General features: G+C 70.8%; 20 protein-coding genes and 2 pseudogenes. 11 read left to right on the top strand and 11 right to left on the bottom strand.

The genetic code is table 11. The features are described 5' to 3' along the window. Nucleotides 1-56: 56 nt before the first annotated feature. The gene (locus tag IEY79_RS31320) at nucleotides 57-1,133 is read right to left on the bottom strand and encodes an NAD-dependent epimerase/dehydratase family protein (protein WP_189111026.1); all 1,077 of its coding nucleotides are present in this window, start codon (nucleotides 1,131-1,133) and stop codon (nucleotides 57-59) included. A 141-nt stretch (nucleotides 1,134-1,274) separates the two neighbouring features. Between IEY79_RS31320 and IEY79_RS31315 the strand changes: the two genes are divergently transcribed. Further along, on the top strand, nucleotides 1,275-2,948 hold the full coding sequence (locus IEY79_RS31315; protein WP_189111025.1) for a tetratricopeptide repeat protein: 1,674 nt from the start codon (nucleotides 1,275-1,277) through the stop codon (nucleotides 2,946-2,948). A 25-nt stretch (nucleotides 2,949-2,973) separates the two neighbouring features. Here the strand turns inward: IEY79_RS31315 and IEY79_RS31310 are convergent, their stop codons facing one another. Continuing rightward, nucleotides 2,974-5,097, bottom strand: a complete 2,124-nt coding sequence (locus tag IEY79_RS31310) for a restriction endonuclease (RefSeq protein WP_189111024.1) — start codon at nucleotides 5,095-5,097, stop codon at nucleotides 2,974-2,976. Between the two features lie 180 nt (nucleotides 5,098-5,277). On the opposite strand from IEY79_RS31310, the pseudogene IEY79_RS37655 reads away from it, so the two are divergent. Then, a pseudogene (locus IEY79_RS37655) lies at nucleotides 5,278-5,469 on the top strand (DUF5713 family protein); the annotation flags it as partial. A 147-nt stretch (nucleotides 5,470-5,616) separates the two neighbouring features. Here the strand turns inward: IEY79_RS37655 and IEY79_RS31305 are convergent. Both IEY79_RS31305 and IEY79_RS31300 read right to left on the bottom strand, forming a co-directional pair. Beyond that, nucleotides 5,617-5,820 carry a DUF397 domain-containing protein gene (locus tag IEY79_RS31305; protein ID WP_189111023.1) on the bottom strand — a complete coding sequence of 68 codons (204 nt, stop codon included), beginning with the start codon at nucleotides 5,818-5,820 and terminating at the stop codon, nucleotides 5,617-5,619. Further along, nucleotides 5,817-6,697 (bottom strand): annotated as a pseudogene (locus IEY79_RS31300) (helix-turn-helix domain-containing protein). Before IEY79_RS31300 ends, IEY79_RS31305 begins: the two are co-directional and overlap by 4 nt. A 109-nt stretch (nucleotides 6,698-6,806) precedes the next feature. On the opposite strand from IEY79_RS31300, the gene IEY79_RS31295 reads away from it, so the two are divergent. Beyond that, on the top strand, nucleotides 6,807-7,310 hold the full coding sequence (locus IEY79_RS31295) for an ATP-binding protein (protein WP_229701273.1): 504 nt from the start codon (nucleotides 6,807-6,809) through the stop codon (nucleotides 7,308-7,310). Here IEY79_RS31295 and IEY79_RS31290 read toward each other — a convergent pair. The 4 genes from IEY79_RS31290 to IEY79_RS31275 form a co-directional block, all read right to left on the bottom strand. Then, complete coding sequence (locus tag IEY79_RS31290; protein WP_229701272.1) at nucleotides 7,289-8,026, bottom strand: SDR family NAD(P)-dependent oxidoreductase; 738 nt, start codon at nucleotides 8,024-8,026, stop codon at nucleotides 7,289-7,291. The genes IEY79_RS31295 and IEY79_RS31290 overlap by 22 nt on opposite strands. A gap of 119 nt (nucleotides 8,027-8,145) precedes the next feature. Then, entirely contained in the window at nucleotides 8,146-9,480 is a 1,335-nt protein-coding gene (locus tag IEY79_RS31285) for a hypothetical protein (RefSeq protein WP_189111020.1), read from the bottom strand. Further along, nucleotides 9,477-10,073, bottom strand: a complete 597-nt coding sequence (locus IEY79_RS31280) for a P-loop nucleotide/nucleoside kinase family protein (RefSeq protein ID WP_189111019.1) — start codon at nucleotides 10,071-10,073, stop codon at nucleotides 9,477-9,479. Before IEY79_RS31280 ends, IEY79_RS31285 begins: the two co-directional genes overlap by 4 nt. Nucleotides 10,074-10,674: 601 nt before the next feature. Beyond that, entirely contained in the window at nucleotides 10,675-11,448 is a 774-nt protein-coding gene (locus IEY79_RS31275; RefSeq protein WP_189111018.1) for an SDR family oxidoreductase, read from the bottom strand. Between the two features lie 86 nt (nucleotides 11,449-11,534). Here IEY79_RS31275 and IEY79_RS31270 point away from each other — a divergent pair, with 86 nt between their 5' ends. Both IEY79_RS31270 and IEY79_RS31265 read left to right on the top strand, forming a co-directional pair. Continuing rightward, complete coding sequence (locus IEY79_RS31270) at nucleotides 11,535-12,152, top strand: TetR/AcrR family transcriptional regulator (RefSeq protein WP_189111017.1); 618 nt, start codon at nucleotides 11,535-11,537, stop codon at nucleotides 12,150-12,152. Between the two features lie 163 nt (nucleotides 12,153-12,315). Next, nucleotides 12,316-13,833, top strand: coding sequence for an alpha/beta hydrolase (locus tag IEY79_RS31265; protein WP_189111016.1), 1,518 nt, complete (start codon nucleotides 12,316-12,318; stop codon nucleotides 13,831-13,833). Nucleotides 13,834-13,839: 6 nt separating this feature from the next. On the opposite strand, the gene IEY79_RS31260 is transcribed toward IEY79_RS31265, so the two are convergent. After that, nucleotides 13,840-15,111, bottom strand: coding sequence for a CAP domain-containing protein (locus IEY79_RS31260; protein ID WP_189111015.1), 1,272 nt, complete (start codon nucleotides 15,109-15,111; stop codon nucleotides 13,840-13,842). 165 nt (nucleotides 15,112-15,276) lie between these two features. On the opposite strand from IEY79_RS31260, the gene IEY79_RS31255 reads away from it, so the two are divergent. The 4 genes from IEY79_RS31255 (at nucleotide 15,277) to IEY79_RS31240 (ending at nucleotide 19,744) form a co-directional block, all read left to right on the top strand. Then, the gene (locus IEY79_RS31255) at nucleotides 15,277-16,098 is read left to right on the top strand and encodes a class I SAM-dependent methyltransferase (protein WP_189111014.1); all 822 of its coding nucleotides are present in this window, start codon (nucleotides 15,277-15,279) and stop codon (nucleotides 16,096-16,098) included. Nucleotides 16,099-16,191: 93 nt separating this feature from the next. Further along, nucleotides 16,192-17,268: a pyridoxal-phosphate dependent enzyme gene (locus IEY79_RS31250; RefSeq protein ID WP_189111013.1), complete on the top strand. Its 1,077-nt coding sequence runs from the start codon at nucleotides 16,192-16,194 to the stop codon at nucleotides 17,266-17,268. Continuing rightward, complete coding sequence (locus IEY79_RS31245; RefSeq protein WP_189111012.1) at nucleotides 17,265-18,512, top strand: ATP-grasp domain-containing protein; 1,248 nt, start codon at nucleotides 17,265-17,267, stop codon at nucleotides 18,510-18,512. The genes IEY79_RS31250 and IEY79_RS31245 overlap by 4 nt, the downstream gene beginning before the upstream one ends. Beyond that, on the top strand, nucleotides 18,509-19,744 hold the full coding sequence (locus IEY79_RS31240) for an MFS transporter (RefSeq protein WP_189111011.1): 1,236 nt from the start codon (nucleotides 18,509-18,511) through the stop codon (nucleotides 19,742-19,744). Before IEY79_RS31245 ends, IEY79_RS31240 begins: the two co-directional genes overlap by 4 nt. A gap of 18 nt (nucleotides 19,745-19,762) precedes the next feature. Here IEY79_RS31240 and IEY79_RS31235 read toward each other — a convergent pair whose 3' ends face one another. Continuing rightward, nucleotides 19,763-20,491, bottom strand: coding sequence for a sigma-70 family RNA polymerase sigma factor (locus IEY79_RS31235; RefSeq protein WP_373292665.1), 729 nt, complete (start codon nucleotides 20,489-20,491; stop codon nucleotides 19,763-19,765). Nucleotides 20,492-20,562: 71 nt separating this feature from the next. Beyond that, complete coding sequence (locus IEY79_RS31230; protein WP_229701271.1) at nucleotides 20,563-21,303, bottom strand: hypothetical protein; 741 nt, start codon at nucleotides 21,301-21,303, stop codon at nucleotides 20,563-20,565. 204 nt (nucleotides 21,304-21,507) lie between these two features. Here IEY79_RS31230 and IEY79_RS31225 point away from each other — a divergent pair, with 204 nt between their 5' ends. Both IEY79_RS31225 and IEY79_RS31220 read left to right on the top strand, forming a co-directional pair. Next, nucleotides 21,508-22,578 carry a ferric reductase-like transmembrane domain-containing protein gene (locus IEY79_RS31225; protein WP_189111010.1) on the top strand — a complete coding sequence of 357 codons (1,071 nt, stop codon included), beginning with the start codon at nucleotides 21,508-21,510 and terminating at the stop codon, nucleotides 22,576-22,578. 97 nt (nucleotides 22,579-22,675) lie between these two features. Beyond that, nucleotides 22,676-24,934, top strand: a complete 2,259-nt coding sequence (locus IEY79_RS31220) for a septum formation family protein (protein ID WP_189111009.1) — start codon at nucleotides 22,676-22,678, stop codon at nucleotides 24,932-24,934. Nucleotides 24,935-24,946 lie beyond the last annotated feature (12 nt).

Here is a 24,946-nt window from a genome sequence, read left to right as displayed (position 1 = left end):
AACTCATGACGTCTCACCACGACTTACCAACGACCAACAGACTTTGCGGACACGCCCTAGGGCCTGTCTCGCGGCGGCGCCTCCCGCAGCGGCGCCGTCGCGAACTCCGCCATGCCCTCCCTGAAGCCCACCTCCGGCTTCCAGTCCAGCTCCTCGCGCAACGCCCGCGAATCGGCCGTGACATGGCGTACGTCCCCGAGCCGGTACTCACCGGTGACCACCGGCGCCGGCCCGCCGTGCGCCGACGCCAGCGCGGCCGCCATCTCGCCGATGGTGTGCGGCTCGCCGCTGCCGGTGTTGTACGCGGCGAAGCCCGAGCAGTCCGCCTCCGACACCGCGTCCAGCGCCGCCGCGTTGGCGGCGGCCACGTCCCGTACGTGCACGAAGTCCCGGCGCTGGCCCCCGTCCTCGTAGACGCGGGGCGCCTCGCCGCGCGCCAGCGCGGAGCGGAAGAAGGAGGCGACCCCCGCGTACGGGGTGTCGCGGGGCATCCCCGGCCCGTAGACGTTGTGGTACCGCAGGGACACCGCGCGCCCGCCCGTGGCACGGGCCCACGACGACGCCAGATGCTCCTGCGTGAGCTTCGTCGCGGCGTACACGTTACGGGGGTCGGTGGGCGCGTCCTCCGCCACCAGGCCGGGTGTCAACTCCGCCCCGCACACGGGGCAGTTGGGTTCGAAGCGCCCCGCGTCGAGATCGGCGGCCGCTCGCGGTCCGGGCCGGACCACACCGTGGCGCGGGCAGTCGTAACGCCCCTCGCCGTACACGACCATCGACCCGGCCAGCACCAGCGAACGCACCCCCGCGTCGGCCATGGCGGCGAGGAGCACCGCCGTACCGAGGTCGTTGCACCCCACATACGCGGGCGCGTCGGCGAAGTCCTTGCCGAGGCCGACCATGGCGGCCTGATGGCACACGGCGTCGACCCCGCCGAGCGCGCCGCCGACCGCGTCCCGGTCCCGCACGTCCCCGACCACCAGCCGCTCCCCGTCGCGCATCGGCCGGGCCGGCGCCCCGCCGTGCGCGGAGGGCAGCAGCGCGTCGTACACGACGACTTCGTGGCCGCGCGAGACGAGGGTGTCCGCGATCTCCGACCCGATGAACCCGGCTCCGCCGGTGACAAGTACACGCATGCCGCCCACGCTAGGCGCGCGGTCACGGAGCGGTCGGTACCCGCCACGGCATGTCACGGGACCGTAAGATCACGCGCGCGTCACCGAGCCGTCCGTCGCCGGGCCGTACCACCCCGTCACCACCCCTCGAAGGAGACGTTCATGGAGTACTTCGACCTCGGGACTCTCACGCGGCCCGTGTCGACGCGCTCGCCCGAGGCGCAGCGCTGGTTCGACCGGGGGCTGGCGTGGACGTACGCGTTCAACCACGAAGAGGCCGTCAGCTGCTTCGAGAGGGCGGCGGCGGCCGATCCCGACTGCGCCATGGCGTACTGGGGCATCGCGTACGCGCTAGGCCCCAACTACAACAAGCCGTGGGACTCGTTCGACCCGCTCGACCTGGAGCGGACCGTCCGCAGGACGCATGCCGCCGTCGAGCGGGCCCGCGCCCGCGCGGCCGGCGCGACCCCGACCGAGCGCGCCCTCGTCGACGCGCTGCTCGCCCGCTACCCGCGGCCGGAGGCGGCTGCGGACTGCACCGTCTGGAACCTGCCCTACGCCGAAGCCATGCGCGGCGTGTACGAACTGGCGCCCGACGATGTCGACGTCGCCACGCTCTACGCGGACGCCCTGATGAACCTCACCCCCTGGTGCCTGTGGGACCTGCGCACGGGCGAGCCCGCCTCCGACGCCCGGACGGCGGAGGCGAAGGCGGTCCTCGACCGGGCACTGCTGAGCGAGGGCGGGGCCGACCACCCGGGCGTCCTGCATCTGTACATCCATCTGATGGAGATGTCTCCGACACCGGAGGACGCCCTGGTGATCGCCGACCGGTTGCGCGGATCGATGCCCGACGCGGGGCATCTGCACCACATGCCGTCGCATCTCGACGTTCTGTGCGGCGACTACCGCCGGGTCGTGTCGGCCAACAGCGAAGCCATCAGGGCCGACGAGAAGTACCGGCGGCGGGCCGGAGCGATGAACTTCTACACGCTCTACCGCTCGCACAACTACCACTTCAAGATCTACGGCGCGATGTTCCTGGGACAGTCGCGCACCGCCCTGGAGACCGCCGCGGAGCTGGAAGCCTCCATCCCCGAGGAACTGCTGCGCGTACAGAGCCCGCCCATGGCGGACTGGCTCGAAGCCTTCCCGGCGATGCGCGTGCATGTGCTGATCCGTTTCGGCCGGTGGGCGGACATCCTCGCCCTGCCGCTGCCGGCCGACGCCGAGCTGTACTGCGTCACCACCGCGATGATCCGCTACGCCCGGGGAGTGGCGTACTCGGCGACCGGCCGGATCCCCGAGGCCGAGGCCGAGCGCGAGGCATTCCGGCTCGCCGTCGGGCGAGTGCCCGGGACCCGGATGCTGTTCAACAACACCTGCCACGACATCCTCGCCGTCGCGTCGGCGATGCTGGACGGCGAACTGCACTACCGCAAGGGCGAGTACGACGAGGCCTTCGCCTCGCTGGAGCGCTCGATCGAGCTGGACGACAGCCTCCCCTTCGACGAGCCGTGGGGATGGATGCAGCCGACCCGGCACGCGTACGGGGCGCTACTGCTCGAACAGGGCCGCGTCGCGGAGGCCGAAGCCGTGTACCGCGCGGATCTCGGACTCGACAACACCCTCCCCCGACCCTCCCAGCACCCCGGGAACGTATGGGCGCTGCACGGGTTCCACGAATGCCTCGTACGGCTCGGCAGGACGGGGGAGGCACGGATCGTGGCGCACCAGCTCACGATCGCCACCGCGCTCGCGGACGTACCGGTCAACGCGTCGTGCTTCTGCCGCCTCCCCACCGCCGGCCCGGCGGAGGACTGCTGCTCCACCTGACCCGCGCGGATTCGCCCCCTGTCTGTCACTCGACGTCTATGCCGTACTCCTCCACGAGAGCGACGAGCCCGCCGGGATACCCCTTGCCGCCGGTGACGAAGTCCCAGTCGCCGCCCGCCCGTTTGCGGAACGAGCCGAGGACCAGCGCGGTCTCGCCGGCCCGGCCGTCGGACACGGGCAGCTCGTCGATGCCCGTTCCCGACGGGTCCGACAGCCGGATACGGGCGTTGGTGAGGCCGGACAGGTCGGCGTCGGGATTGGCCTCCGGATCGACGGCGGCGACGAGCACCAGCCGGTCGGCCTCCCGGGGAAGCTGCTCGAAGCGCACCCAGACGGCGGCCTTGTCCTCACCGAAGCCCGGCATCATCTGCACGCTGTCGTCGGGGGTGCGGGGATTGTTGAAGAAGACGAACTGGTCCTCGGCGAGGACGCGTCCGCCCTTGCAGACGAGCGCGCAGACGTCCAGCGAGACGGACCCGGACCAGGCCAGACCGAGCACGCTCGCGTCGTCCAACTCGGGTTCGGGATCCGGTTCGGCTCCTCCGGCGGGATCGACATCGGGCGCGGGGTCCGCGCGTACCGGCTGCTGGGAGGGCCTTCCGAGCCGTCCGCTCAGACCGTGGCGGTGCAGCAGGTCGACCAGTTCCGAGCCCGCGATGAGCGTCAGCGGCTTCGCCACGGCAAAGGCGTGCGACCCGGGACCGAAGGTCGATGTCGTGATCAGCACGCCCTTGTTGGCGCCCGCGTCCTGCACCGTGCCGTAGAGATCGCGCACCGCGCTCGGCGGAACGGTGTTGCGGTACCGCTTCACCTGCACGATGATCTTTCCGCCCCGGATCGGCTCGGGATCCAGGGCGTCGACGTCCACGCCGCCGTCCCCCGACCGTTTGGTCGTGACGGCCTGCATGCCCATCGCCCGGAAGAGCTCGGCGACCAGCTCCTCGAACTCCAGGGGATCCATCTCGTAGAGGTCGGGCTCCTCGTCGCCGCCGTGCGTGACCACGTTGCGCCCGGCCTCGCCGGGCAGCCGGCCCGGCCGTACGGCGGTGCCCCGGTCCGGACGGTCGGAGAGCTGGCCCCGCAACCCGTCCACCAGGCAGTCGGGGGCGCTGACCTGGGCCAGATTCACCTGGTCGAACGCAGCCCGCGAGACCATCACCGTGGCCAGGAACTTCTGTGCCCGATGCCCGGTCGCGGGGTCGGTGTCGTCCACGAATCCGTTCAGGACCACCGAGTCCAGCACGCCGAACCGGTCGGCCGCGAACAGGTCGTGCAGCGCGAGGAGTACGCACTGCGCCAGGACGTCGCGGTAGAGCGTACGGCGCTCGGTCGCGGGACGGCGTACCTCCTTGTCCCGGTCGGCCCCCGGCATGTACCGCACGAGTGACGCGTCGGGTACGATCGACAGCGCCGGTAACTCCCAGTTCAGGATGAGCTGTCGGGCCGGGGCGTCGAACGACGCGGAGACCTGCCGGGGGATGTCCTCCGGCCAGCCCTGCGAGGCGTACAGCGCGGCGGTGAAGTAGTCGACGACGGCGCCGGGTTCACCCCGGTGCAGCGTGGCGACCAGCTCCGCGATGCCGGCGTTGTGGTGGCGTACCGCTGCCAGCTGCTCGTCCGCCCACCGCTGGTACTGCGCGCGGTACGCGGCGAGCTGCTGCTGTCTTCTGGCCTCCGCCTCCTGCGCGGCCCGCCAGTCGTACTCGAACCGCGCACGGGCCTGCTCCTGCGCCTGCCGGTTGGCACCGAACCCCCAACCGCCCTGCTGGGGCGGGTAGTTGTTCGGGTCCGGCATCGGTACGGGTACGCCGAGTTGCCCCGGCGCGAACGGCTCGACCTCCTCGGGCCTGGCGAGCGTGGCCGGCGTGAACGCCGCCGCCGCGCAGCCGGTGGCCAGCAGGTTCTCCAGGACATGGACCCGACGGTCGAGCTCCTCGGTGCGCTGCCGGGCATCGGCCTCCCGCCGCTGCCGGTAGGCGGCCTGCTGCTCACGCCGGTTGCGCGACGCGGCCCGCTCGGCGGCCCGCTGCTGCCGCTCCTGCTCCCGCTGCGCCTGCGCCCACGACCGCCGCTGCGCCTCTTCCTGTCGCCGTTGCTGCTGCTGGATCTCCGCCCAGGTACCTATCAGTCCGTGAGAACGGCGGCTCATTGAGTTCCGGCTCCTCCCCGGCACGCCCTCGGGCGCCCCAGATGCGGCAATTGGTTGAAGCCGCGACATTATCGCTCCGTGCACGTGGCTGCGACCTTTTCGCACAACTGGCTCATTTCCTGAGAAATGCGCAGTGTCAGACCCCTGGTGCAGGATCGGAGCACCGGCTCTTCGGAGGGGATGGGGATCAGCGTGTCGATCACGAACCAGCTGGTGGCGGAGCGCGCGTTTCTGCGGGCGTTGTGCGCCGACGAGTACTTTCCGGATCACCTCCTCGACAAGGGGCGGGACATCCTGACGCGCCTGTGTGAGCGCGTCGAGGCGGAGCGGCCGGCTGATCTGGCGGGGCTGTACGCGCTGACCGAGGCGGCGAGGGGTGCGAGGGATTGGCTTATTGGGGAGGTGGACACCGTGCGTCTGCGAAGAGGGTCTGGACGGGGCACAGTTCGGACGCGCGGGAGGGTCCCGCCGTTGCGTCCGTACGCCGCGTGGCTGAAACTTCCCGCTGCGCGAGCCGAGTCAGTCGGCGATCAGCCCCACGAAGCTGGCCCACGCGCCGGGTCCCAGGGTCAGCATGGGGCCACTCGGCCACTTCGAGTCGCGGATGTGCACGTGTGTGGGGGCGGCGGCGACCTCTACGCATTCGCCGCCGTTACCGGTGCTGTAACTGCTCTTGAACCACTCCAACCGCGGAGTAGTCGGTTCAGTGGGCTGAACAGTCATCTCTCCCCCAGCAGTTTCTCAATGAACTCCGAAGACTCACGCGGGGTGAGCGCCTGAGACCGGATGATGCCATAGCGGGCTTCCAGCTCGCGGACCTTTGCCTGGCCAGTGTAGAGACGACTGTCGCCCTGCACTTCGGCGTAGGCGATGCGCTGGCCTTTAACAGTGTCGATCAGCGTGAACGGCCCACCCAACGCCGCATGGTCCTCTCGGTTGGTCGGCATCACCTGGATTTCGACGTTTCGTTTATGGCTGACGAGGAGCACATGCTCCAACTGACCACGCAGAGCTGCCGCGCCACCGATTGGACGACGAAGCACGGCCTCTTCAACCACAAAGCTCAGCAGCGGCGCGGGGCGTCGGTCGTGAATATCCTGCCGGGCCAGCCTGGCCGAAACACCTTGCTCGATCACGTCGTCGTTCAGCAAGGGGCGCTCCATCTGGAACCCGGCTCGTGCGTACTCTGCCGTTTGCAGTAGACCGGGGATCGCGTACACGGCGTACACGCAGAGCGCCGCGGCCTTCGCCTCCAGCCTCGCCGCGTCCCGGAAGAACGCCGGGTACTGCGCCCGCGCCACCTCCTCCTTCAACGCCTGCAACACGCCCCCGCCGTCCAGCACTTCATCCGCACGGTCGATGAACACCGGCTGCGGGATCCGTCTGCCCTGCTCGAACGACGCGATCGACTGGGCCGCGTACCCCACCCGCTTCCCGAACTCCGTCCGGTCCAGTCCAGCCCGCACCCGCAGTAACTTCAGCTGCCGACCGAAGGCCAGGACCACCCCGGAGCCCGCCCGTCCTCCGGCGGCTGCCCGGAATCCGTATCCGTATCAGCGTCCTGACCCGCCTGCGCGTCCGTCTCGTCCTGTGTCGTCATCCCGTCACCTGTTCCACGCGCGTACATGCCGCACGCCGACGCGTACAACCGGTCCGCGACGGCGAGTCACCTCTGGTCACGCTATGCCACTGAGCGTCACCGTGAGGGCATGAACAGAAAACCGCCCCTTCCCGTACGTCCCATCCGTGCCACCCAACCCCCCGTTCCCACGCACCACTTCGCGATGCGCTTCTCCTCAACCCCGCGCGGTGCCCGTCTGGCGCGACGCCTGGCCGGGGAACGCCTCGATGTGTGGGGCATCGCGTACGGGAGTGACGCGCACGACGCGCTGACGCTGATCGTGGCGGAGCTCTGCGCGAACGCCGTGTGTCACGGGCACGTGCCCGGCAGGGACTTCCGGTTGGGGCTGACAGCCGCGCGCACGGTCGGCGGCGTTTCCGTAGGAGTCGAGGTCACCGACACGCGCGGCGAGAAGCCCCCCGCCCCCATCCCCGTCGGCACACCCGGCCCGCCAGATGACGAGGACGGTGGACGAGGACTCATTCTCGTGGCCGCGCTCGCGGACGACTGGGGTTGGTACCCCCGCTTCGACGGGCCGGGCAAAACGGTGTGGGCAACGTTGGGCGCGGGTCACAACCCCGCCTGCGGCTGACCGCCGTCGACCGGGACATGCGCGCCGTTCACGGCTCCGGAAGCCGGCGAAAGCAGGAAGGCGATGACACGGGCGACCTCCTCGGGGTTCAGCAGGCGCCCGCTGGGGTTGCGTTCCGCGTACTCCTCGTAGGTCTGCGGGTCACGCTGCCGCAGGCGGTCCCAGCTCTTGCCCGGCAGGAGGATCGAACCGGGGCTCACGGTGTTCACGCGGACCCGGTACGGGGCTAGCTCTTGGCACAGGGCGCCGGCCAAGTAGATCTCCGATGCCTTGGCCGCCCCGTACTGTGCCGGAAAGCGGGCCTTCCAACCGGAGATGGAAGCGACGATCACCACTGAGCTGCCGGGGCGCAGACAGTCCAGTGCCGAACGCACCGTACGAACCGCATGGCCGCCGTTCAGCTCCCAGGTCGCCTGCCAGTCCTCGCGGGTGGAGTCAAGGAGCCCGGCGCCGCGCTTGCCCCCGATATTGGCCACCAGGCCGTCGAGACCACCGAGTTCGCTTCCGGCCTGGCGCGTGAAGTCCTCCAGCTCGTCCGGCGCCAGGACGTCAACCGCTCCCGTCACGATGCGGGCGGCCTCCGGAAATTCCTCGCGCAGCGCCGACGACGCCCGCGCCAGGATCTCCGGATCGCGGCCACAGATCGCGACCGACGCCCCCTCGGCGACGAGCAGCCGGGTTACCGCGTACCCCAGTCCCCGGCTGCCGCCGGTCACCAGGAACGATCTCCCTCGCAGTCCGTAGCTGACAGCCGCCGCCCCCGCCCGTGCGTCAGCGTCCGCGCTCTCTTCCATGACGGCCACTCTGGCACGTCGGCCCACGACCGACCCGAATCTCAACGCACCAGCTTGCGGATGACCATGCCGACGATCAGCGTGGTGAACAGCAGCCCCGTCGCGGTGAACGACACCGCAAGTGCCGTCCATTCGGCGGTCTTGAGCTCCGACGGCATACCGGTTCCGACGTTCAGCCACAACGCGATGGCCAGAACGAAGGACTTGCCGACGGTGGTCAGGTCGGTCAGACCCTGGTCCGGTTCGCGTATCGCGCCTACGAGATGAAGGATCACGCCTGTCAGAAAGACCCCGGAGGCGAGCACACGTGCTGGGTTGCGGGCGCGCACTCCCCAGCCGAGGACACCACCGAGGATCCCTCGCCCGATTGCCCGCCGCAGCGGTGGGAGGTCGGCCGTCTCACGTTGTCGCGCGAGGTAGTAGAGCTCGTCCACCTCGCGGTTCCTGTTCCTTCTGACCAATGCGGACCGTACGGACTCCAGTGCCACAGCAGTCACTTCGGTGAAGGAGCGCTCCAGGAACGACAGGATCTGACCGCCGTCGCGGAAGACCTGGCCGGCGAGTTCCATGTCACCGACGCTGGAGGAACTGTCGAGGCTGTAGCGGGCATTGCCCGACGGAAGTCCGAGGGTGCCCGTGATCGAAGAGCCGTGCAGGCCGATCACCGATGACGCCTCGGACGAGGAAGTCAGCGAGGCGACTGTCGTGTTGTGCAGGGAGAGTCGTGCGGCGGCGTCCGTCCGATTGCCGTCCGTGCTGGCGCAGAGCCCCAGGTTGCGGACTTCCAGGGGGCCTCGGAGGGTGCTGTTGGTGATTGTGCTGTCCTCGGCGGGAATCACCAAGCCGTTCACTCGCATTGTCTCGGTGCAGCGAAGCTCGTTGGCCCGCAGCGGTTCGTCCAGTCGCACCCGCTGCAAGGTGAACTCAGGAGTCTCGACATCATCGAGGTCGAGCGCGGACAGCCAGAGGTCGTCGAACGTGATGTCCTCGCGTGCGCGTAGTCCGCGCGCCGTCACGCGGGGCCGTCCCAGACGGCCACCCGTCGCCTGGCTGCGGACCACGAGCGACGACACGCGGGTGTCGGTGATCCGGACCGGTCCTCGCAGAACGTTGATCTGTACGAGTTCCTCCACGCGCAGGCGCTCCAGCCGGGTGGAGCCGCAGGAGTGCAGAGCAAAGAAGTTCAGCGAGGAGTCGATGATCGTGACCTCGCAACCCATCGAGGTATTACGGATGGTCAGGCGGCCGATTTGGGAGTTGACGGTCCCGTGCTTGAGCTTGGTGACGAGTTGGAAGCGTGCGTCCTCTTTGCACAGAGCCGCCGTCACCGTGTCCTTGCCGGCGGTGGGCGGCCCGTAGAGAAGTACCGCGTTCACGAGTTCTCCCGCATCCGCTGCGCGATTGACTCGACCTGCTCGGCCAGCGGACGTGAGGTGCCGACGCGGTTGTCGATCACGTGATGAGACATGACCGGTCTACGACCGGTGTCGATGCCGCTGGTGTACGTCGGCCAGTGCGTCAGCTTCCACGTGTCGCGCGAGGCGTTGCGCGAGATGAGCCGGTCACGCATGGATTCCAGATCGCTGTGCACCCAGACCGTCTCAAGCTGGGCACCTGCCCTGCCGCAGCGGCGTGCCAGCCGGGACGCCCACTCCGCGTCGGCGCTCTCCATCAGGAAGGGCGCCACGGCGACCACGGATGTGCCGCACTCAAGGTTCTCCCAGGCTGCCTTCATGAGACACGCGTACTCCAGCGGCCTGGCATGCTCCAGATAGGTGGGACTGTGGCGGTCGTCCGGATCACCGCCCAGCGCCTGCAATAACCGCTCGGTCATGGGACGGCTGATGGTGTCCTTGTCGAGCATGGCCCAGCCCGTCGCCGCGGCAAGCAGCTTGCCGGCCTCGGATTTGCCCGAACCGGCGTACCCGGCGACGAGCGCGAGAGTGCACGTCCCTAACACGGTGGTCACGCTGCACGCCCCCGGGTCTCGAAGCAACTCTGCCCACCTTAAGGGTGGTTGGCGGGGACGAGTACGTGAACTCCCGGCATGTCGAGAAAGCAGGCCCGACGGAGCCGGCCCTTGACCGGAAAGTAATTACTCAAAGCCACGCCCACGCTCTGTCACAGTCGTGCTACAGATAGCCATACCGGGAGACTCGACTCCCAGCCACGCAGGGGCGGTGTCACCGCCAGACCGGTGGCACGTACACGCACACGCGGAGGCAAGGTGTCACGGCAGCCGATCGCCGGTCGTTACGAACTCCTGGAGCAGCTCGGCAACGGTGGCATGGGGGACGTGGCGCGGCTACGACGCCGTACTCGACCGGCCCGTGGCCGTGAAAAAGATCCGGCAGCAGGCTCGGCGGATCTCCGTAACCCGGCGATCGTCCAGCAGTTCTTGCGCGGCAGGTCCGACATTAGCCCGAGCGCCAACCGCGCAGCTCGACGCCGGGGTTCGACCCGGGCAAACCGGCTCGCCACGCGGCCCATCATGTCCTCGAAAGCATCTCGCCAGCGGGTCCCCTCGGGCGGGAATTCGCCGCGGGGCGCTCCCGCCCGAGGAGGAAGGTTCACAGCCCGGAGCCGCCCGTCGCGTCGATCACCCGTCCGGTCACCCAGCGTGCGTCGTCGGATGCGAGGAAGGCCACGATGTCGGCGACATCTTCGGGCTGCCCGACGCGGCCCAGCGCGGCCAGGGACGCGGCGTGAGCTTCGGCGTCCGGATTGCCGCGTAGCCAGCTTGCGTTGACGTCTGTGTCGATGATGCCGGGTGCCACTGAGTTCGCCGTGATACCTCGGGGCCCCAGTTCCTTGGCGAGGTTGAGGGTGAAGGTGTCGAGTGCGCCCTTGGTGGCGCCATAGGCCATGATCTCTGGTAGGGCGAGGCGGGCCGCGCCGCTGGAGATGTTGATGATCCGCCCTCCGTCGCACAGCCGCTTCAGCCCTTGCTGCACGATGAAGAACGGTGCGCGGACGTTCACGGCGAAGACCTCGTCGAAGCCGTCCTCGGTCAGCGACGCCAGGTCGGCGCTGCGGCCGATGCCAGCGTTGTTGACGATGATGTCGACGGCACCCCCGGGCGTGTAGTCGTCGGCGTATGCGTCGAAGGCACCCCACAGGGAGGCCGCGTCACCGTGTCGTCCCAACTCCGCATGTAGTGCGAACGCCCGGCCGTCGTCCTTGCGGATGCCTTCGACGACCTCGTTCGCTGCCGCCTCGTCGCGGGCGTAGGCGACGGCGACGGTGGCACCGTCGCGGCCGAGACGTCGCGCAATGGCCCGGCCTATGCCGCGGCTACCGCCGGTGACCAGCGCGATCTTGCCCTCAAGTGTGCGTGTACCCATCGCTGTTGACCACTCCTCGATTTGTTGAGTGATTATTCAATAAAGAACGTAGCATGCTTCTTGAGCGGACGTTCTAAAATGGGGGTGTGACTGACACACGCGCGAAGCGAGGACGGCCACGGGCCTTCGACCGCACTGCGGCACTGACCGCGGCCACCCGGCTGTTCTGGGAACGCGGCTACGAGGCCACCTCCATTGGCGAGCTGACCGAAGCGATGGGCATCAGGCCTGGCAGCTTGTATGCCGCCTTCGGAGACAAGAAGTCCCTGTTCAAGGAGGTAGTGCAGCACTACGGGCGTTCACCCGTCGGCGCGTTCGTTGGCGTCGCCCTGGAGCAAGAACCCACCGCCCACGCCGCGTTCACCCGCATCCTGCGGGAGGCAGCGGCCATCTATCCCGACCCCTCCCACCCGGCCGGCTGCCTGACCATCAGCGCAGCCACCAACGTCACCCCGCAAGACGTCGAGGTGGAGACGTTCCTCCGCGACCTTCGCAACGGGAACCTGGCCGTCTTCGAAGCCCGCCTACGGATGGCCCAACAGGCAGGCGAGCTGTCCGATGCAGCCAACCCCAGTGCCCTGGCCGCGTACTTCGCCACGGTCATCCAGGGCATGTCTCAGCGCGCCCGCGACGGGGCAACGGCGGCCGAGCTGACCGAAGTCGCCGAACTGGCACTGGCTGCCTGGCGCACCACACGACACTGATCCCCGCACCCCAACTGGCCATCTCGCATGCCCAGCCACACCGACCTGCCGTCGAGATCAGGATCTACGGCTGGAGTACTGAGTGTGGCCCGGGGGATACCCCCACCCACGGATGCGTGCCTGCCGCATGGGAAACATCCGGCCCTTCAACAACCCTTGCACCATGACCACTTACCGGAACATCAGCCAGAGAGCCCTCGTCCTCGCACTGTCCGTCGCCGCTGTCGCGGGGTCGTTGGCCGTCGGGGGGAGCGGGGTCGCGGCGGCCGTCGAGGGGCAGGGGGCGCGGGGGATCGTGTGGGAGCCGTGCGGGCAGGTCGGGGGGCCCGTGGGGCAGGAGTGCGGGGAGTTGGAGGTGCCGCTGGACTACCGGAAGCCGGGCGGGAAACAGGTGACGCTCGCCGTGAGCCGGGTGCGCGGTGAGCGGCCCGGGGCGCGGCGCGGGGTGCTGCTGATGATCCCCGGCGGGCCCGGGGGGTCCGGGGTGCAGGCGCTGACGCGGAAGGGGGCCGCGTTGCAGCGGGAGATGGACGGGGCGTACGACCTCGTGAGTTTCGATCCGCGCGGGGTCGGCGGCAGTACGACGGCGAGCTGCGGGCTCGACGCGGACGACCGGTATCTGGCGAACATGCGGTCCTGGCCCGGCCCCGACGGGGAGATCGGGGAGAACCTGGCCCGCTCGCGCCGTACGGCCGAGGCGTGTGACGAGAACGGGGGCCCGGTCCTGCGGAGTCTCACCTCCGCCAACGAGGTGCGGGACATCGAGCGGTTCCGGCAGGCGCTGGGGGAGGAGAAGCTGTCGGCGTGGGGGACCTCGTACGGGACGTACATCGGGGCCGTCTACGCGCAGAAGTACCCGAGCCGCACCGACCGTTGGGTGCTGGACAGCAGCGGTGACCCGGACTCGACACGGGTCGAGCGGGGCTGGATGGCCAACACGTCGAGGGCCGTGGAGGACCGCTTCCCCGACTTCGCGGCCTGGGCCGCCCATCCGGACCGGGAGGCGGAAGGGCTGCGGCTGGCCGAACGGCCTTCGGACGTAAGGTCGTTGTACCTCACGCTCGCGGCGAAGCTGGACCGCGAGCCCAAGGAGTCGACCACCGAGGGCAACCCGCTGACCGGCGGCATGCTCCGGCAGGCGTTCCTCGGCGGCCTCTACGCCGACACCAACTTTCCGCAGCTCGCGCGGCTCGTCCAGGCCGCCCAGGACCCGGCCGCCACACCCGTCCTGACCCCGGACGTCGCCCAGCCCGCGCGGGACGAGGACGCGGCGGTCACGATGGCGGTCGTGTGCAACGACGTGCGCTGGCCCAGCTCCGTCGCCGGATACGCGCGGGCCATGAAGGATGACCGCGCCCGCTACCCCCTCACCGCCGGCATGCCCAGGAACGTCCTGCCCTGCGCCTTCTGGAAGACCGGCCCGGCGGAGAAGCCGACCCGTATCACGGACCGGGGCCCGTCCAACATCCTGATGATCCAGAGCCTGCGCGACCCGTCGACCCCCTACTTCGGCGCCCTGAAGATGCGCGAGGCCCTGGGGGACCGCGCCCGGCTCGTCACCGTCGACCAGGGCGGCCACGGTATGTACCTGGCCAACGGCAATGCCTGCGGCGACAGCAAGGTCACCACCTTCCTGAAGACCGGCGAGCGCCCTGAAAAGGATGTGTACTGCGCGAGTTGATCCCGGCTACCGCGCCGCGCCGAACAGCTGGGTCCAGTACGTACCCCTCTCGCCGCCTCCACGGAAGCCGATGCCTATGTGGGTGAAGTCCGGCCCCAGGATGTTGGCCCGGTGTCCGGGGCTGTCCATCCAGCCCCGGACCACCTCGGCCGCCGACCGCTGACCGCAGGCGATGTTCTCGCCGATGCCACGGTGCGTGCAGCCTGCGGCGGCGGCCCGGTCCCACGGCCCCCGGCCGTCGAGGCCGGTGTGGGAGTAGAAGCCCCGCGCGACCATGTCGTCGCTGTGCGCCTGCGCGGCCGCCGTCAGCCGGGGGTCACCGGCCAGCGGGCGCAGGCCGGCGGCCCCGCGCTCCGCGTTCGTGAGCGCGACGACGTCGGACGCGAAGGCCGCCAGTCCGCGCGGGGTCAGGGGGCCCGCCCACACCGCCGTCCAGAAGATGTCACCGTCTGGGGCCGGGGCATGGGCGACCCCCACATCCGAGAGGGCGGGATCGCGCACCGTACGGCCCAGGCGCGCGTCGAGGAGGCAGTACGCCAGGAAGTCGGCCTCCGTACGAGGACCGGAGACCAGCTGCTCGGCGACCGTCAGATACGCGTACCCCTGGGCGGTGACCCGCTGGTAGAGGGAGACGCCCGGCCGGCCGGGCGCGGAGCCGAGCCGGCCGTCGGCCGCCATGGCGGCGCAGTGCGCCTGTGCCGCCGCCATGAGCCGGGCGTCGGCCCTGACGGGCGGCGCGCCCGACCGCGAGCGCTCGGCGTTGACCAGGGCGGTGAAACCGTCGTCGGGCGTGGGGTCGTCCTCGGCCACCTCCACGCCGAAGTCGCGCGCGATCCCGGCCAGCCCGTCCACATAGCCCTGGCCCAGGGCCCGTAGCTTCCAGCCGCCGCCCCGGCGGTAGATCTCCACCAGCAGCAGCACGCTCTCGTGCGCCGGGCGCGGTGGTGTGAACCGGGCGAGCCCCCGGCCGCCGCTCCCGGTCACCGTCAGCGTCGGCACGGGCAGCCGCCCGAGCGGGACCGCCGGATCGGCCGCGCTCACCACCACGGTGACCCGGCTCGCCCCGGCCCGCAGCCGCCCAGCGTCCACCGTGACCGTGTCACCCCGCAGAGTCGCGCCGGGCGCCGACGGCTGGTTGTAGAAGACGAAGTCACCGTCGCCCGAGACCTTGCCGTCCTCGCCCGTGACCAGTACGGACAGGTCGAAAGGCCCCGGCACCCGGATCACGAGCGCGCCCCCGGGCAGGGACACGTTCCCCCCGGCGATCAGGTCGAGCATCGTGCCGCCCTCCTCCCCCTCTGTTCCGAATCGTTCGTCGATCCGTCGATCCGTCGAGGAGAGAACGGCCGGTGCGAGCCGCCGGGTTCCCCCACCGCCCGCCATGGCCACCTCTCGCCAATTCGCGCGCACCGGGAACTCGGGCCCGCCACGCCGCGACAACTCATGAGGACGCGGACGGACGCACGAGGACACGTGGAGGCCGATGTGACACGCGACGACTGGTACGACGACGACAGCCTGTGGGTCGACTTCGCCCCGGCCATGTTCTCCGGCACCCGCGCCGAGACCGTCGCCGAGCTGGTCAGGACCGCCCCGCTGCTGGACTTCCCGCCCGGCTCCCGGGTCCTCGACCTCTGCTGCGGCCCCGGCCTCTTCCTCGTCCCCCTCGCCGCACGCGGCTACCGCGTCACCGGCGTCGATCTGAGCCCGGCCATGCTGGAGCGCGCCGAAGCCGCCTGCCGCGAAGCCCGCGAGGCCCCCGAAGCCCCCCAGGCGGCCGAGGCGGACATCCGGCTCGTACGCGAGGACATGCTCACGTACACCGCCCCCGAGGCGTACGACGTGATCCTCAACGTCTTCACCTCCTTCGGCTACTTCGAGGACGCCGCCGACAACTTCCAGGTGCTGCGCAACGCGTGGCAGAGCCTCGCCCCCGGCGGCCGGCTGCTGGTCGACGTCATGGGCAAGGAGGTGCTCGCGGGCTGGATCGGCCGTCCACAGGCTGTGGATCTGCCGGACGGTTCGTACGTCGTGCAGCGTGACACCGTCCTGGACAGCTGGCGCAGGCTCCGCACCGACTGGACGCTCGTCCGCGGAGACACCGCCCGCACCGCGTCCATCAGGTCCTTCCTCTACAGCGCCGCCGAACTGCACGACCTCTTCGTGGCGGCCGGGTTCACGGACGTCGAGTGCTTCGGGGACTTCGACGGCGGTCCGTACGACCAGAGTTCGCGCCGTCTGATCGTCCGGGGTCTGAAGAAGTGACGCCCGGCGACACCCGGGGCAGGGGCCCGCCCGGACCGCCCCGCCCCCCACTCCCGTACGCCACGCTCCACAGCCCCGGAGGACCCGTACGCCATGCCCCAGCTCAGCCCCGCCACCCCCCGCCTGTCGGTCCCCGTGCACGACCACATCACCGATGCCATGAAAGCCCCGGCCTTCCTCCGGCTCTCCGAGAACGTGGTGCTGGCCCGCTTCGAGACCATGAAGGTGTACGCGGCGCTCGGCGCCGTGCGCGAGCTGCTCGAACGCGGCCGGGTGGTACCGGGCCAGACCCTCGTGGACAGTTCGAGCGGTATCTACGCCCTCGCGCTCGCCATGGCCTGCCACCGCTACGGTCTGCGCTGCCACATCGTGGCCTCGACCACCGTGGACGCCACGATGCGCGCCCAGCTGGAGGTGCTCGGCGCGACCGTGGACCAGATGCCGCCGTCGCAGAGCCTCAGACTCGACCAGGAGCGACGGGTCCGGCACGTACGCCAACTGCTCGACTCCCGGCGGGACTTCCACTGGATGCGGCAGTACCACGACGGCGTGCACCACACCGGCTACCGGGAGCTGGCCGACCTGGCCGCCGCCGCCCTGCCCGGGGCCGAGCTGACCGTCGTCGGCACCGTCGGCACCGGCGCGTCGACCGGCGGACTCACGCGGGCGCTGCGCGCCGACGGGCGCCCGGTACGGCTGGTGGGCATCCAGCCCTTCGGCAGCGTGACGTTCGGCAGCGAGGGCTTCAGCGATCCGGACGCGATCATCGCGGGCATCGGCAGCTCCATCCCCTTCGGGAACGTGCGGCACGAGCTGTACGACACCGTGCACTGGCTCGACTTCCGGCACGCGATGGCCGGCGCCGTCGCGCTGCTCAAGGAGCACGCGGTGTTCGCGGGGCTGTCCACCGGCGCCGCGCATCTCGTCGCGGCCTGGGAGGCGGCGCGCGATCCGCGCCGTACGCACCTGGTCCTCGGCGCGGACACCGGACACCGCTACGCCGAGCGGGTGTTCGCCCGGCACACCGAGGCGTCCGAACCGGGCGCGCTGAAACCCCACCCGATCGACGAACTGGCCGAACTGCGCCCGCCCTGGGCCGTGATGGAGTGGGCGGGCCGGCCCGCGCCCCCGGGCGCCGTCGTCACGACGGAGAGCGAGGCCGGCCGATGACGATCGCCGCCCTGGAAGCACTCTCCTTCGGCCTCGGGCGTACGGCGCGGGCCTGCCGCGCCGCCGGGCACCGCTTCGTCCTGCTGACCGGCGACCGGAGCGTCTACCGCCACGAGCTGGCCACGGCGGACGGCGCCGACGGCGTGGAGGTCATCGACGTCGACACCTTCGACCCGCCCGCCGTACGCCGCGCGCTCGCGCGCGTGCCCGACCTCGCCGGGCTGATCAACACGACGGACACCTGGAGCGGGCCCGCGGCCGACCTCGCACAGGAACTCGGGCTGCCGGGTCCGGATCCGGAGGCCGTAAAACTGCTTCGTGACAAGGCGCGCGTACGGCGGACGCTGCACCGGGCGGGGTTGAGCGCCGGGACGTCCGTGGTGGTCCAACCCCGTCCGGACAGCGCAGAGTCGGTGCGCGAGGCCGTCGGGCTGCCCGCCGTGCTGAAGGTGTCCGCCGGGACGTCGTCGCGGGACGTGTGGATCACGCACGACGACGAGGCGCTGCGTGCGGCGCTTGCGGAGGCCGAGGAGCGTGCGCGGCGGCCGGGCGGGCTGAACGGAAGCCTGTTCGCAGAACCTTTCCTCGCCGGGCCTCTCTACAGCGCCGAGACCCTGAGCTGGGAGGGGCACACGCGGCTGCTGGGGGTGCTGAGCCGCCAGACGTCGCGCCGTCCCGCCGTACGGGAGGAGGCCGCCGCCTTCCCGGTGGCCCTGCCCGACGATCAACTGGCCCTGATCGAACGGTGGGTGGGCTCCGTCCTCGCCACGGCCGGGCACGACCAGGGCTTCGCGCACGTCGAGTTCGTCCTCACCGGGCGCGGACCGGAGCTGGTCGAGATCAACCGCAGGATCGGCGGCGCCCTCGTCGCCGAGGCGATGTGCCGCACGCTGGAGGTCGACGTCTACGAGGCGCTGGTCGACGTCACGCTCGGCCGCCGCCCGCGCCTGCTGGACGCCCCGCTGCGCCCGACCGGGCCTGCCGTGGCTTTCGTGCTCGTGTACGCGGACGAACCCGGCGTGCTCGACGGGTGGGCCGGGCTGGAGGGCCTCAACGCCTTCCCCGGCGAGGTGGGTTGGTACCCGGTGCGGGCTCCGGGCGACGCCGTGCAGCATGTGGGCGACCAGCGCGGCTGCACGGGCATGGTGCTCGCTCAGGGGGCGACCGCGGAGCTGGCGCAGCACCGGGCGTGGAGCGCGGCGACGACGGTGCGGCCGGTGATGAAGACGGCCGAGGGGAGGTGAGGGGGCGGCTCGGCGCGCCCGGCGCCCTGACGGGGCCTCAACTCTTCCTGCTCGGCGCCTCGTTCCTCATCACGATCGGCAGCTTCGCCGTACTCCCCTACATGTCGGTGCTCCTCCACGAGCGCTTCGGGCTCGGCCTCGGGGTGGTGGGCGCCGTACTGGCGGTCGCGTCGCTGGTGCAGTTCTCCGGCGGTGTCGTCGGGGCCGCGCTCGCGGCCCGGATCGGGTTGCGGGCCACGATGCTGGTGGCGCTCGCCGTACGCACGGCGGGCTTCGCCGCCTTCGTACCGGGCCTGACCCGGCCGGCTGTCGCGGTGGGCGCGCTGTTCCTGGTGTCGTGCGGCGCCGCGCTGTACCTGCCCGCCAACAAGGCGTATCTGGTGGCGGGTTGCGGGCAGGAACGGCGGCCGGCGCTGCTCGCGGCGAGCGGTTCGGCCTTCAACGCCGGCATCGCGCTCGGGCCGCCGGCCGCCGCTCCCTTCGTACTGACGTCGCCCGCGGGGCTGTTCACGGGCGTCGCGGTGCTGTTCGCCCTGGTGGGAATGGGGCACGTGCTGCTGCCGTCCGTGGCGGACGAGGCGGGGGCGGCGGAGGAGGAGCGCGCCCCGGGGACGGAGGAAGAGGCCTCCGGTGCCCAACGCTCGCTCCCGCTGCCGCCGTTCGCCTTCACCGTGCTCGCCGTCTACGTCTTCATGTTCTTCCAGCACTACCTCGCCCTCTACGCCGTGCCCCGCACCTCCACCGCCTTCTACGGGACCGTCCTCATGGGCTGCGCGATCCTCCTCGTCATCGCCCAGCCGCTGTTCGCGCGGCGGCTCGCGGCGCTGCGGTACGCGGCGGCGCTGCGGGTGGGTTTCGGCGCGATGGCGGCCGGTACGGCGGTGCTCGCGCTCGGCGGCCGGGCGGGGATCGCGGTCGGCGCGGTCCTGCTCTGCTTCGGCGAGATCGTCCTCTTCCTGAAGAACGACCTGGAGGCGCTCGACCGGTCGGCGGCCCCGTCCGCGACGGTCTTCGGCAGACAGCGGCTGGCGGCCGGGCTCGGGGCGTTCGCGGCGGCCGTGGTCGGCGGACAGCTGTACGAGGCGGCCGAACGGGCTTCGGCGGTACCGGTGTTCTGGGTGCTGGTCAGCGCCCAGGCGGTGCTGCTGCCCGCGCTGCTGGTGATGTACGTCGCCGGGACCGCGCGGCGCCGCGCGGGCGGCGAGCTTGCCGGGGCTCGCCACCCGCGCTGACACACGATTACGGGAGCGTCACCCGGCCAGGGCGGTCAACGCGCGCTCGTCCGCCGCGCGCGGCCCGCCCGCCCCGCTCCCGCCTGCCGCCGCCCTCTCGTCCGCCGCAGCTCTCGCGCCCTCGGGCTGCCAGACCGCCGCGAGATCCCGCCGGGCGCGGGCGACGCGGGACCGTATCGTCCCGACGGGGCAGCCCAGCGCGTCGGCGGCCTCCGCGTACGAGAGTCCGAGAAGCCGGGTCAGCGCGAACGCCTGCCGCCGCCCCGGCTCCATCGTGGCCAGCGCGTCCGCGAGCGCCACGGACTCCTCGAAACCCGGCAGATGACGGGGCTGAGCACGGTCCGCGACAGTCACCCAGTCCGTGGTGTCGGCGATCCGGGGCCGTACGGCCGCCCGCCGGTACCGGTCGACGACCACCCGGCGCGCGATCGCCAGCAGCCACACCCGCGCGCAGGAACGTCCCGCGAACCGCGCGAGGCTGGCCAGCGCCCGCAGATAGGTCTCCTGGGTGAGGTCGTCCGCTCCGCGCACGTCGGAGCTGAGGTGCGCGACGAAGCGGCGTACGTCGTCGTACGTGGCCCGTACGAACAGCTCGGCGGCGCGCCGGTCACCGAGACCGGCGGCCAGCGCCCACGCGGTGATCTCGGAGTCGTCGGGCCGCGCGCTTCTTCCGGTCGTCGGATGTATGCGGGTGGGGGGTATCTGTCTGGGCGCGGGCGCAGGGGTGTGCGGGGCAGCAGTTATCACGAGAAGTCCTTCGCGTCCGGGCCGCGTGGCCCGTGGAATCAGAGCGGTGAAGGTGGGGAGCGGAAATGCGCTCAGAACGCGAGGACCGGCGGCCCGCGCCGCGACACGACGTGCGGGGCCGGGAGTTGGGCCGGTGGCCGGATCGGCGGGTACGCGACGGGAGACGGCCGACGTACCGGGCGGTGCTCGCGCCCACCACCGCTCAGCACCGCGTGGGCGAAGCGGAGACGTTCGTACGCGAAGCCGTACGCGAACTCGGCGGCGAACAGGGCGAGCGCGCCCATCAGCCGTACGAAGGCGCGGTCGCCGCGCCACAGCCACCAGCCGCACACGAGGCCGGCGAGCAGGTGCGCGCCGAGCATGCCGGAGGTGAAGCCGGAGCTGTCGAGCAGTCCGGCGAGCCCGTTCAGGCTGAGGAGTTCACCGAATGCCTCGTGGGACAACTCGCCGCCACCGCCGGTGCTTTCGTGGCCGCCCCCGCCCGCGCCCGTACCGCTGCCGGTGGTGCCGGTGTGGCCGGCGCCGTGTCCCGCGTGGACGCCGCGCGGACGGGGATGCAGACCGCTGAACACCGCGTGCAGCAGTAGCTGTCCGGCGGCGCTCGCGCCGACGATCACGGCGCCGCCGCGTTCCCTCCCGGACAGCAACCACCCCGCGCCGCACACCGGCAGGAAGGCGAGAGCGAGCACGCGCGGCGGCAGCGGGCCACCGGACGACAGGGCGTGGCCGAGCCCGGACACCAGGACGCACACGGCGGCGAAGACCGCGGCGCGCGCGAGGCGGAGTGCGGGTCCGGCTCCCATGGCCGTCATGGTGCCAGCGTGACACGGCTGTCGCGAAAGGCCACCTGATGGGTATACATCGGATGTTCAGGCGCTTTGCGGGGACAACGAGTTGGTGTGATCCAGCTCACATAAAGAGCTCGGGAACTTCTCGGCTCCGGCCACCGACACCTCCAACAGTACGACCGTGCACCAATCCGTACGACGGCAGATGACGGAACCGGAGACCGCCCGATGAATCCGCCCCCAGAGCCTGTGACGCCCGACGTGCCCGACGCGCCCGAGGCAGAGAAGACCCCGGCCTCGTCCCCGGCGGCCGACCCCGTCGTCAACGGCCGGACGGCCACCCCGGCCGAGTCCGGCGCCGCGGCCACCCCGGCGCCGCCCGCCCCCGCCACGCCGCGCGTCACCCTCCGCTCGGACCTGCGGGCGAGCTGGCTCGACGGTCTGGTCGCCCTGGTGGTGACGGCCGTCGTCTTCGTCATCCTCTATGTGCGGATCGAGTCGGAGACGTCGTCCACCCTGACCGTCATGCCGTTCATGGCGGACACGAGCGAATTCTGGATGTACTACCTCAGCCAGGCGTTCGGCTGGGCCGCGCTCCTGTGGGCCTGGGGCACCGTCATCATCGGGCTGCTGCTCTCCGGCCCGCGCCCGGCCCGTCTGCCGCTCTCCGGCCCCCGTCTTGAGCGTCTGCACCGCACCACCAGCCTCAACACGATCGCGCTCATCGTCGCCCACGCGCTGCTGTTCGCCGCCGAGTTGATCTACCAGGACACCGACTCCTGGCCCTCGCGGCTGGGCAGCGCCGTCCTGGAGACGTTCATCCCCGGCGGTTACAACTCCGGCACCGGCGTCTGGGCCATGCCGATCGGCCAGGCCGCCCTCTACCTCGCGATCCCGCTCGGCCTGCTCTTCTACGTACGCCACCGAATCGGCCCGAAGACCTGGCGGATCCTGCACCGTTTCGTACTCGTCGTCTACGTCCTGAGTGTGTGGCACACCCTGCTGTACGGCACGAACGTCTGGTACGACGGTGCCTTCCGCAACACCGTATGGCTCCTCCAACTCCCCATCGCCGCGCTCTTCCTGCTGCGTCTCCTCCGTCCCGCCCGCCGCTCGGAACGGCTCGCGGCGCCGAGCGCCCACCGCGGGTCGAAGTCCGGCTGGACCCTGCGGCTGACGGGTCGTGTGGCGGCCGTGGCCATCATCGGTGTGCTGGTCGCGGTGATCGCGTCGGGACGCGACGGCGGACGTACGGTGCCGCCGGAGGACACGTCGTCCACACACGTGCACAAAGACTGACCACGCAGCGGGCAATGCCCATGTGAATTCCATTCAGTTGCCATGGAGCACGGCAGCCGAGGTCGCCATACTTTCCAGAGGGACAACCACCCTCGACATGGTCGATTCGGAGCGTGCTGTGATCGACGAGACGACAGCGGGTCTGCTGGAGGCGGCAGGCCCGCAGATGTACCGGCGGAACGCTTTCCGTATCACCGGGCTGCCTACGTACGCGGACCGGCGGACGGTACGGCAACGGCAGCAGCGCATCACACCCGCGCTCGAACTCGGCGCCGACGTCGACCTCGGGCACTCGCTCCCCGTCGGGCTGGACGAGGTCCGCGCCGCCTTCGACCGGATACTCGGCGACCCGCGCCGCCGGCTGGTCGACGAGCTGTTCTGGCTCTGGGACGCGGAGGGAACAGCGAACGGGAGCGCCAACGGGAGCGCGAACGGGAGCGCGAACCGGAGCGGGAGCGCCAACGGCAACGGGCCGGCCGGTCCCACCTGCGAGTGCCCGCGTTCGCTGCACACCGACCACGACGCCGCCGTACGCGCGCACAGCGCGGCGCTCGACATGAGCACCGACGACCTGTCGGCGGGGTGGGGCGACTCCGAGGCGACCCAACTGTGGACCGAGGCCTCGCGGTTGTGGGGCCAGGTGCTGCGCCGAGCCGTCTTCTGGGACCACGTCCGGCACCGTATCGCCGTCCTCGACGACCGGCAGCTCGACGAGTCCGTGATCGACACGCTCCGCGACGCGATGCCGGCCACCCTCGTCAAGCCCCTGATCGAGCTCGCTTCGACGGCCTCGAACACCGCCGACCGTCTGCTGCTCACCAAACTGGCGCACGGCTGGCCGCTCGTACCGTCCAGCCTGGTCGAGGACCAGTTGGAGGAGGCCGCCGCGCCTCACTACGAGTCGCTTCGTGCGACCGCCAAACGGGCGTCGTCCCAGTTGGAAGGGGGAGACTGGGACGGCGCCGCCGGTCAGGTGTACGAACACGCCCTGCCCGCCCTGAAGCAGCTGGAGGCACTGGTCCCCCACGCCAGGCACCGGCGCACCTCGACCGCCCGCAACGACGTCGCGGTCCTGCTCAACAACTGCGCCACCGCCGCCACGGACGCGCTCGGCCCCGGCGCGAATCTGCAGGCGTCGAAGTGGTTCCGTACGGCGGGCGAACTGGCGACGGACCCGATCACGCAGGAGACCATCAGGAACAACCGTGACGGTCTGCGCAACATGATGGAGACGTTCAACCAGATCCGGACGCAGGTCGACCAACTGGTCGCCGCGGGCCGCATCAGCCTCGCCAGAGCCATGCTGCTGAACGTCAAACGCCAGCTCGCCGGCGGTCCGGGCACCGAGGAGATCGACCGCATGATGGACGATCTCCGCAACTGGCCCGGTGCGTACGGAAGGAGCGGCTCGGGCGGCTCCGGCACCCCCGGCCGTGGGCGGAAGGTGTTCGCCTTGGTCGTGGCCGTCGTGCTGCTGCTCCTCCTCGCGCGGGCGCTCACGGGGGCGTTCGACAACGACGGCGGCGACAGCGGAGCCCGGCCGGGGGCCGGCACGTTCGTCCTCTCCGCCGCCGACGCCGAGGAGAACGATCCGGTGGGCGGGTGCATAGAGCAGGAGACGGACTGGGAGGTCGGCGCGCGTGAGGTGCCCGTGGTCCCGTGCGACGAGGCCCACTGGGGTGAGGTGGTGGCCTACGAGCCGCTGCTGAGCGCGGAGTCCACGTATCTGACCAGGACCTACCCGGGAGTTGACCAGGCGGTGGCCCTCTCCCGCTTCCGGTGCGAACTCGTACTGGCCCGGCTGGGCACGGAGGGAGAAGGACTGGCGGTGAAGAACACCGTGCCCGGCGAGGAGGCCTGGGGGCTGCCGGTCAGATCCCCGCTGGGCGGCGAGTACACGACGTGCGTGGTGCACCGGGCGGACAACGGGACCATGACGGAGGAGGACCGGGTGCCGGCGAACTTCACGGAAGGGGACCAGCCGGCGCTGATGGACACCTTCAGCCCGTTCATCCGTGACAACGCGCCGGTGGGGTCGTGCGTCCAGACCAAGAAGGACCTCTCCGCCGAGTCCGTCGATCTCCCCATCGTGCCCTGCGAGGAGCTTCATTGGGCGGAGATCGTGGGCTACCCCGTTCTGTGGACCGACGAAGAGCTGCCCGCGTGGCCGGGCAACGAAGCTGTCTACGCACGGGCGCAGGGCGCGTGCGAGGATCTGACGAAGGGCGTGCCGAACACCATGCAGCGGCACGTCGTCTATCCCGCTCAGGACTGGTGGAGCGGCCTGGACACCCCGATCTACGCCATGTGCGCGGTGTCCTACGTGGGTGACAGCAGCTTCGGCGGTGGGCTGTGACGATACGCCCGT

Origin of the sequence: Streptomyces camponoticapitis, from assembly GCF_014646115.1 — a bacterium.
GTDB classification, from domain to species: Bacteria; Actinomycetota; Actinomycetes; order Streptomycetales; family Streptomycetaceae; genus Streptomyces; species Streptomyces camponoticapitis.
Note: the sequence above shows the minus strand (reverse complement) of the source record. Positions and strands in the feature narration are given on the sequence as shown.

Bases quoted from the DNA above. Each gene is read 5' to 3' on its own strand.
- IEY79_RS31320 (WP_189111026.1), bottom strand. From the start codon at position 1,133: ATGCGTGTACTTGTCACCGGCGGAGCCGGGTTCATCGGGTCGGAGATC.
- IEY79_RS31315 (WP_189111025.1), top strand. From the start codon at position 1,275: ATGGAGTACTTCGACCTCGGGACTCTCACGCGGCCCGTGTCGACGCGC.
- IEY79_RS31310 (WP_189111024.1), bottom strand. From the start codon at position 5,097: ATGAGCCGCCGTTCTCACGGACTGATAGGTACCTGGGCGGAGATCCAG.
- IEY79_RS31305 (WP_189111023.1), bottom strand. From the start codon at position 5,820: ATGACTGTTCAGCCCACTGAACCGACTACTCCGCGGTTGGAGTGGTTC.
- IEY79_RS31295 (WP_229701273.1), top strand. From the start codon at position 6,807: ATGAACAGAAAACCGCCCCTTCCCGTACGTCCCATCCGTGCCACCCAA.
- IEY79_RS31275 (WP_189111018.1), bottom strand. From the start codon at position 11,448: ATGGGTACACGCACACTTGAGGGCAAGATCGCGCTGGTCACCGGCGGT.
- IEY79_RS31265 (WP_189111016.1), top strand. From the start codon at position 12,316: ATGACCACTTACCGGAACATCAGCCAGAGAGCCCTCGTCCTCGCACTG.
- IEY79_RS31260 (WP_189111015.1), bottom strand. From the start codon at position 15,111: ATGCTCGACCTGATCGCCGGGGGGAACGTGTCCCTGCCCGGGGGCGCG.
- IEY79_RS31255 (WP_189111014.1), top strand. From the start codon at position 15,277: ATGAGGACGCGGACGGACGCACGAGGACACGTGGAGGCCGATGTGACA.
- IEY79_RS31250 (WP_189111013.1), top strand. From the start codon at position 16,192: ATGCCCCAGCTCAGCCCCGCCACCCCCCGCCTGTCGGTCCCCGTGCAC.
- IEY79_RS31245 (WP_189111012.1), top strand. From the start codon at position 17,265: ATGACGATCGCCGCCCTGGAAGCACTCTCCTTCGGCCTCGGGCGTACG.
- IEY79_RS31230 (WP_229701271.1), bottom strand. From the start codon at position 21,303: ATGACGGCCATGGGAGCCGGACCCGCACTCCGCCTCGCGCGCGCCGCG.
- IEY79_RS31225 (WP_189111010.1), top strand. From the start codon at position 21,508: ATGAATCCGCCCCCAGAGCCTGTGACGCCCGACGTGCCCGACGCGCCC.
- IEY79_RS31220 (WP_189111009.1), top strand. From the start codon at position 22,676: ATGGTCGATTCGGAGCGTGCTGTGATCGACGAGACGACAGCGGGTCTG.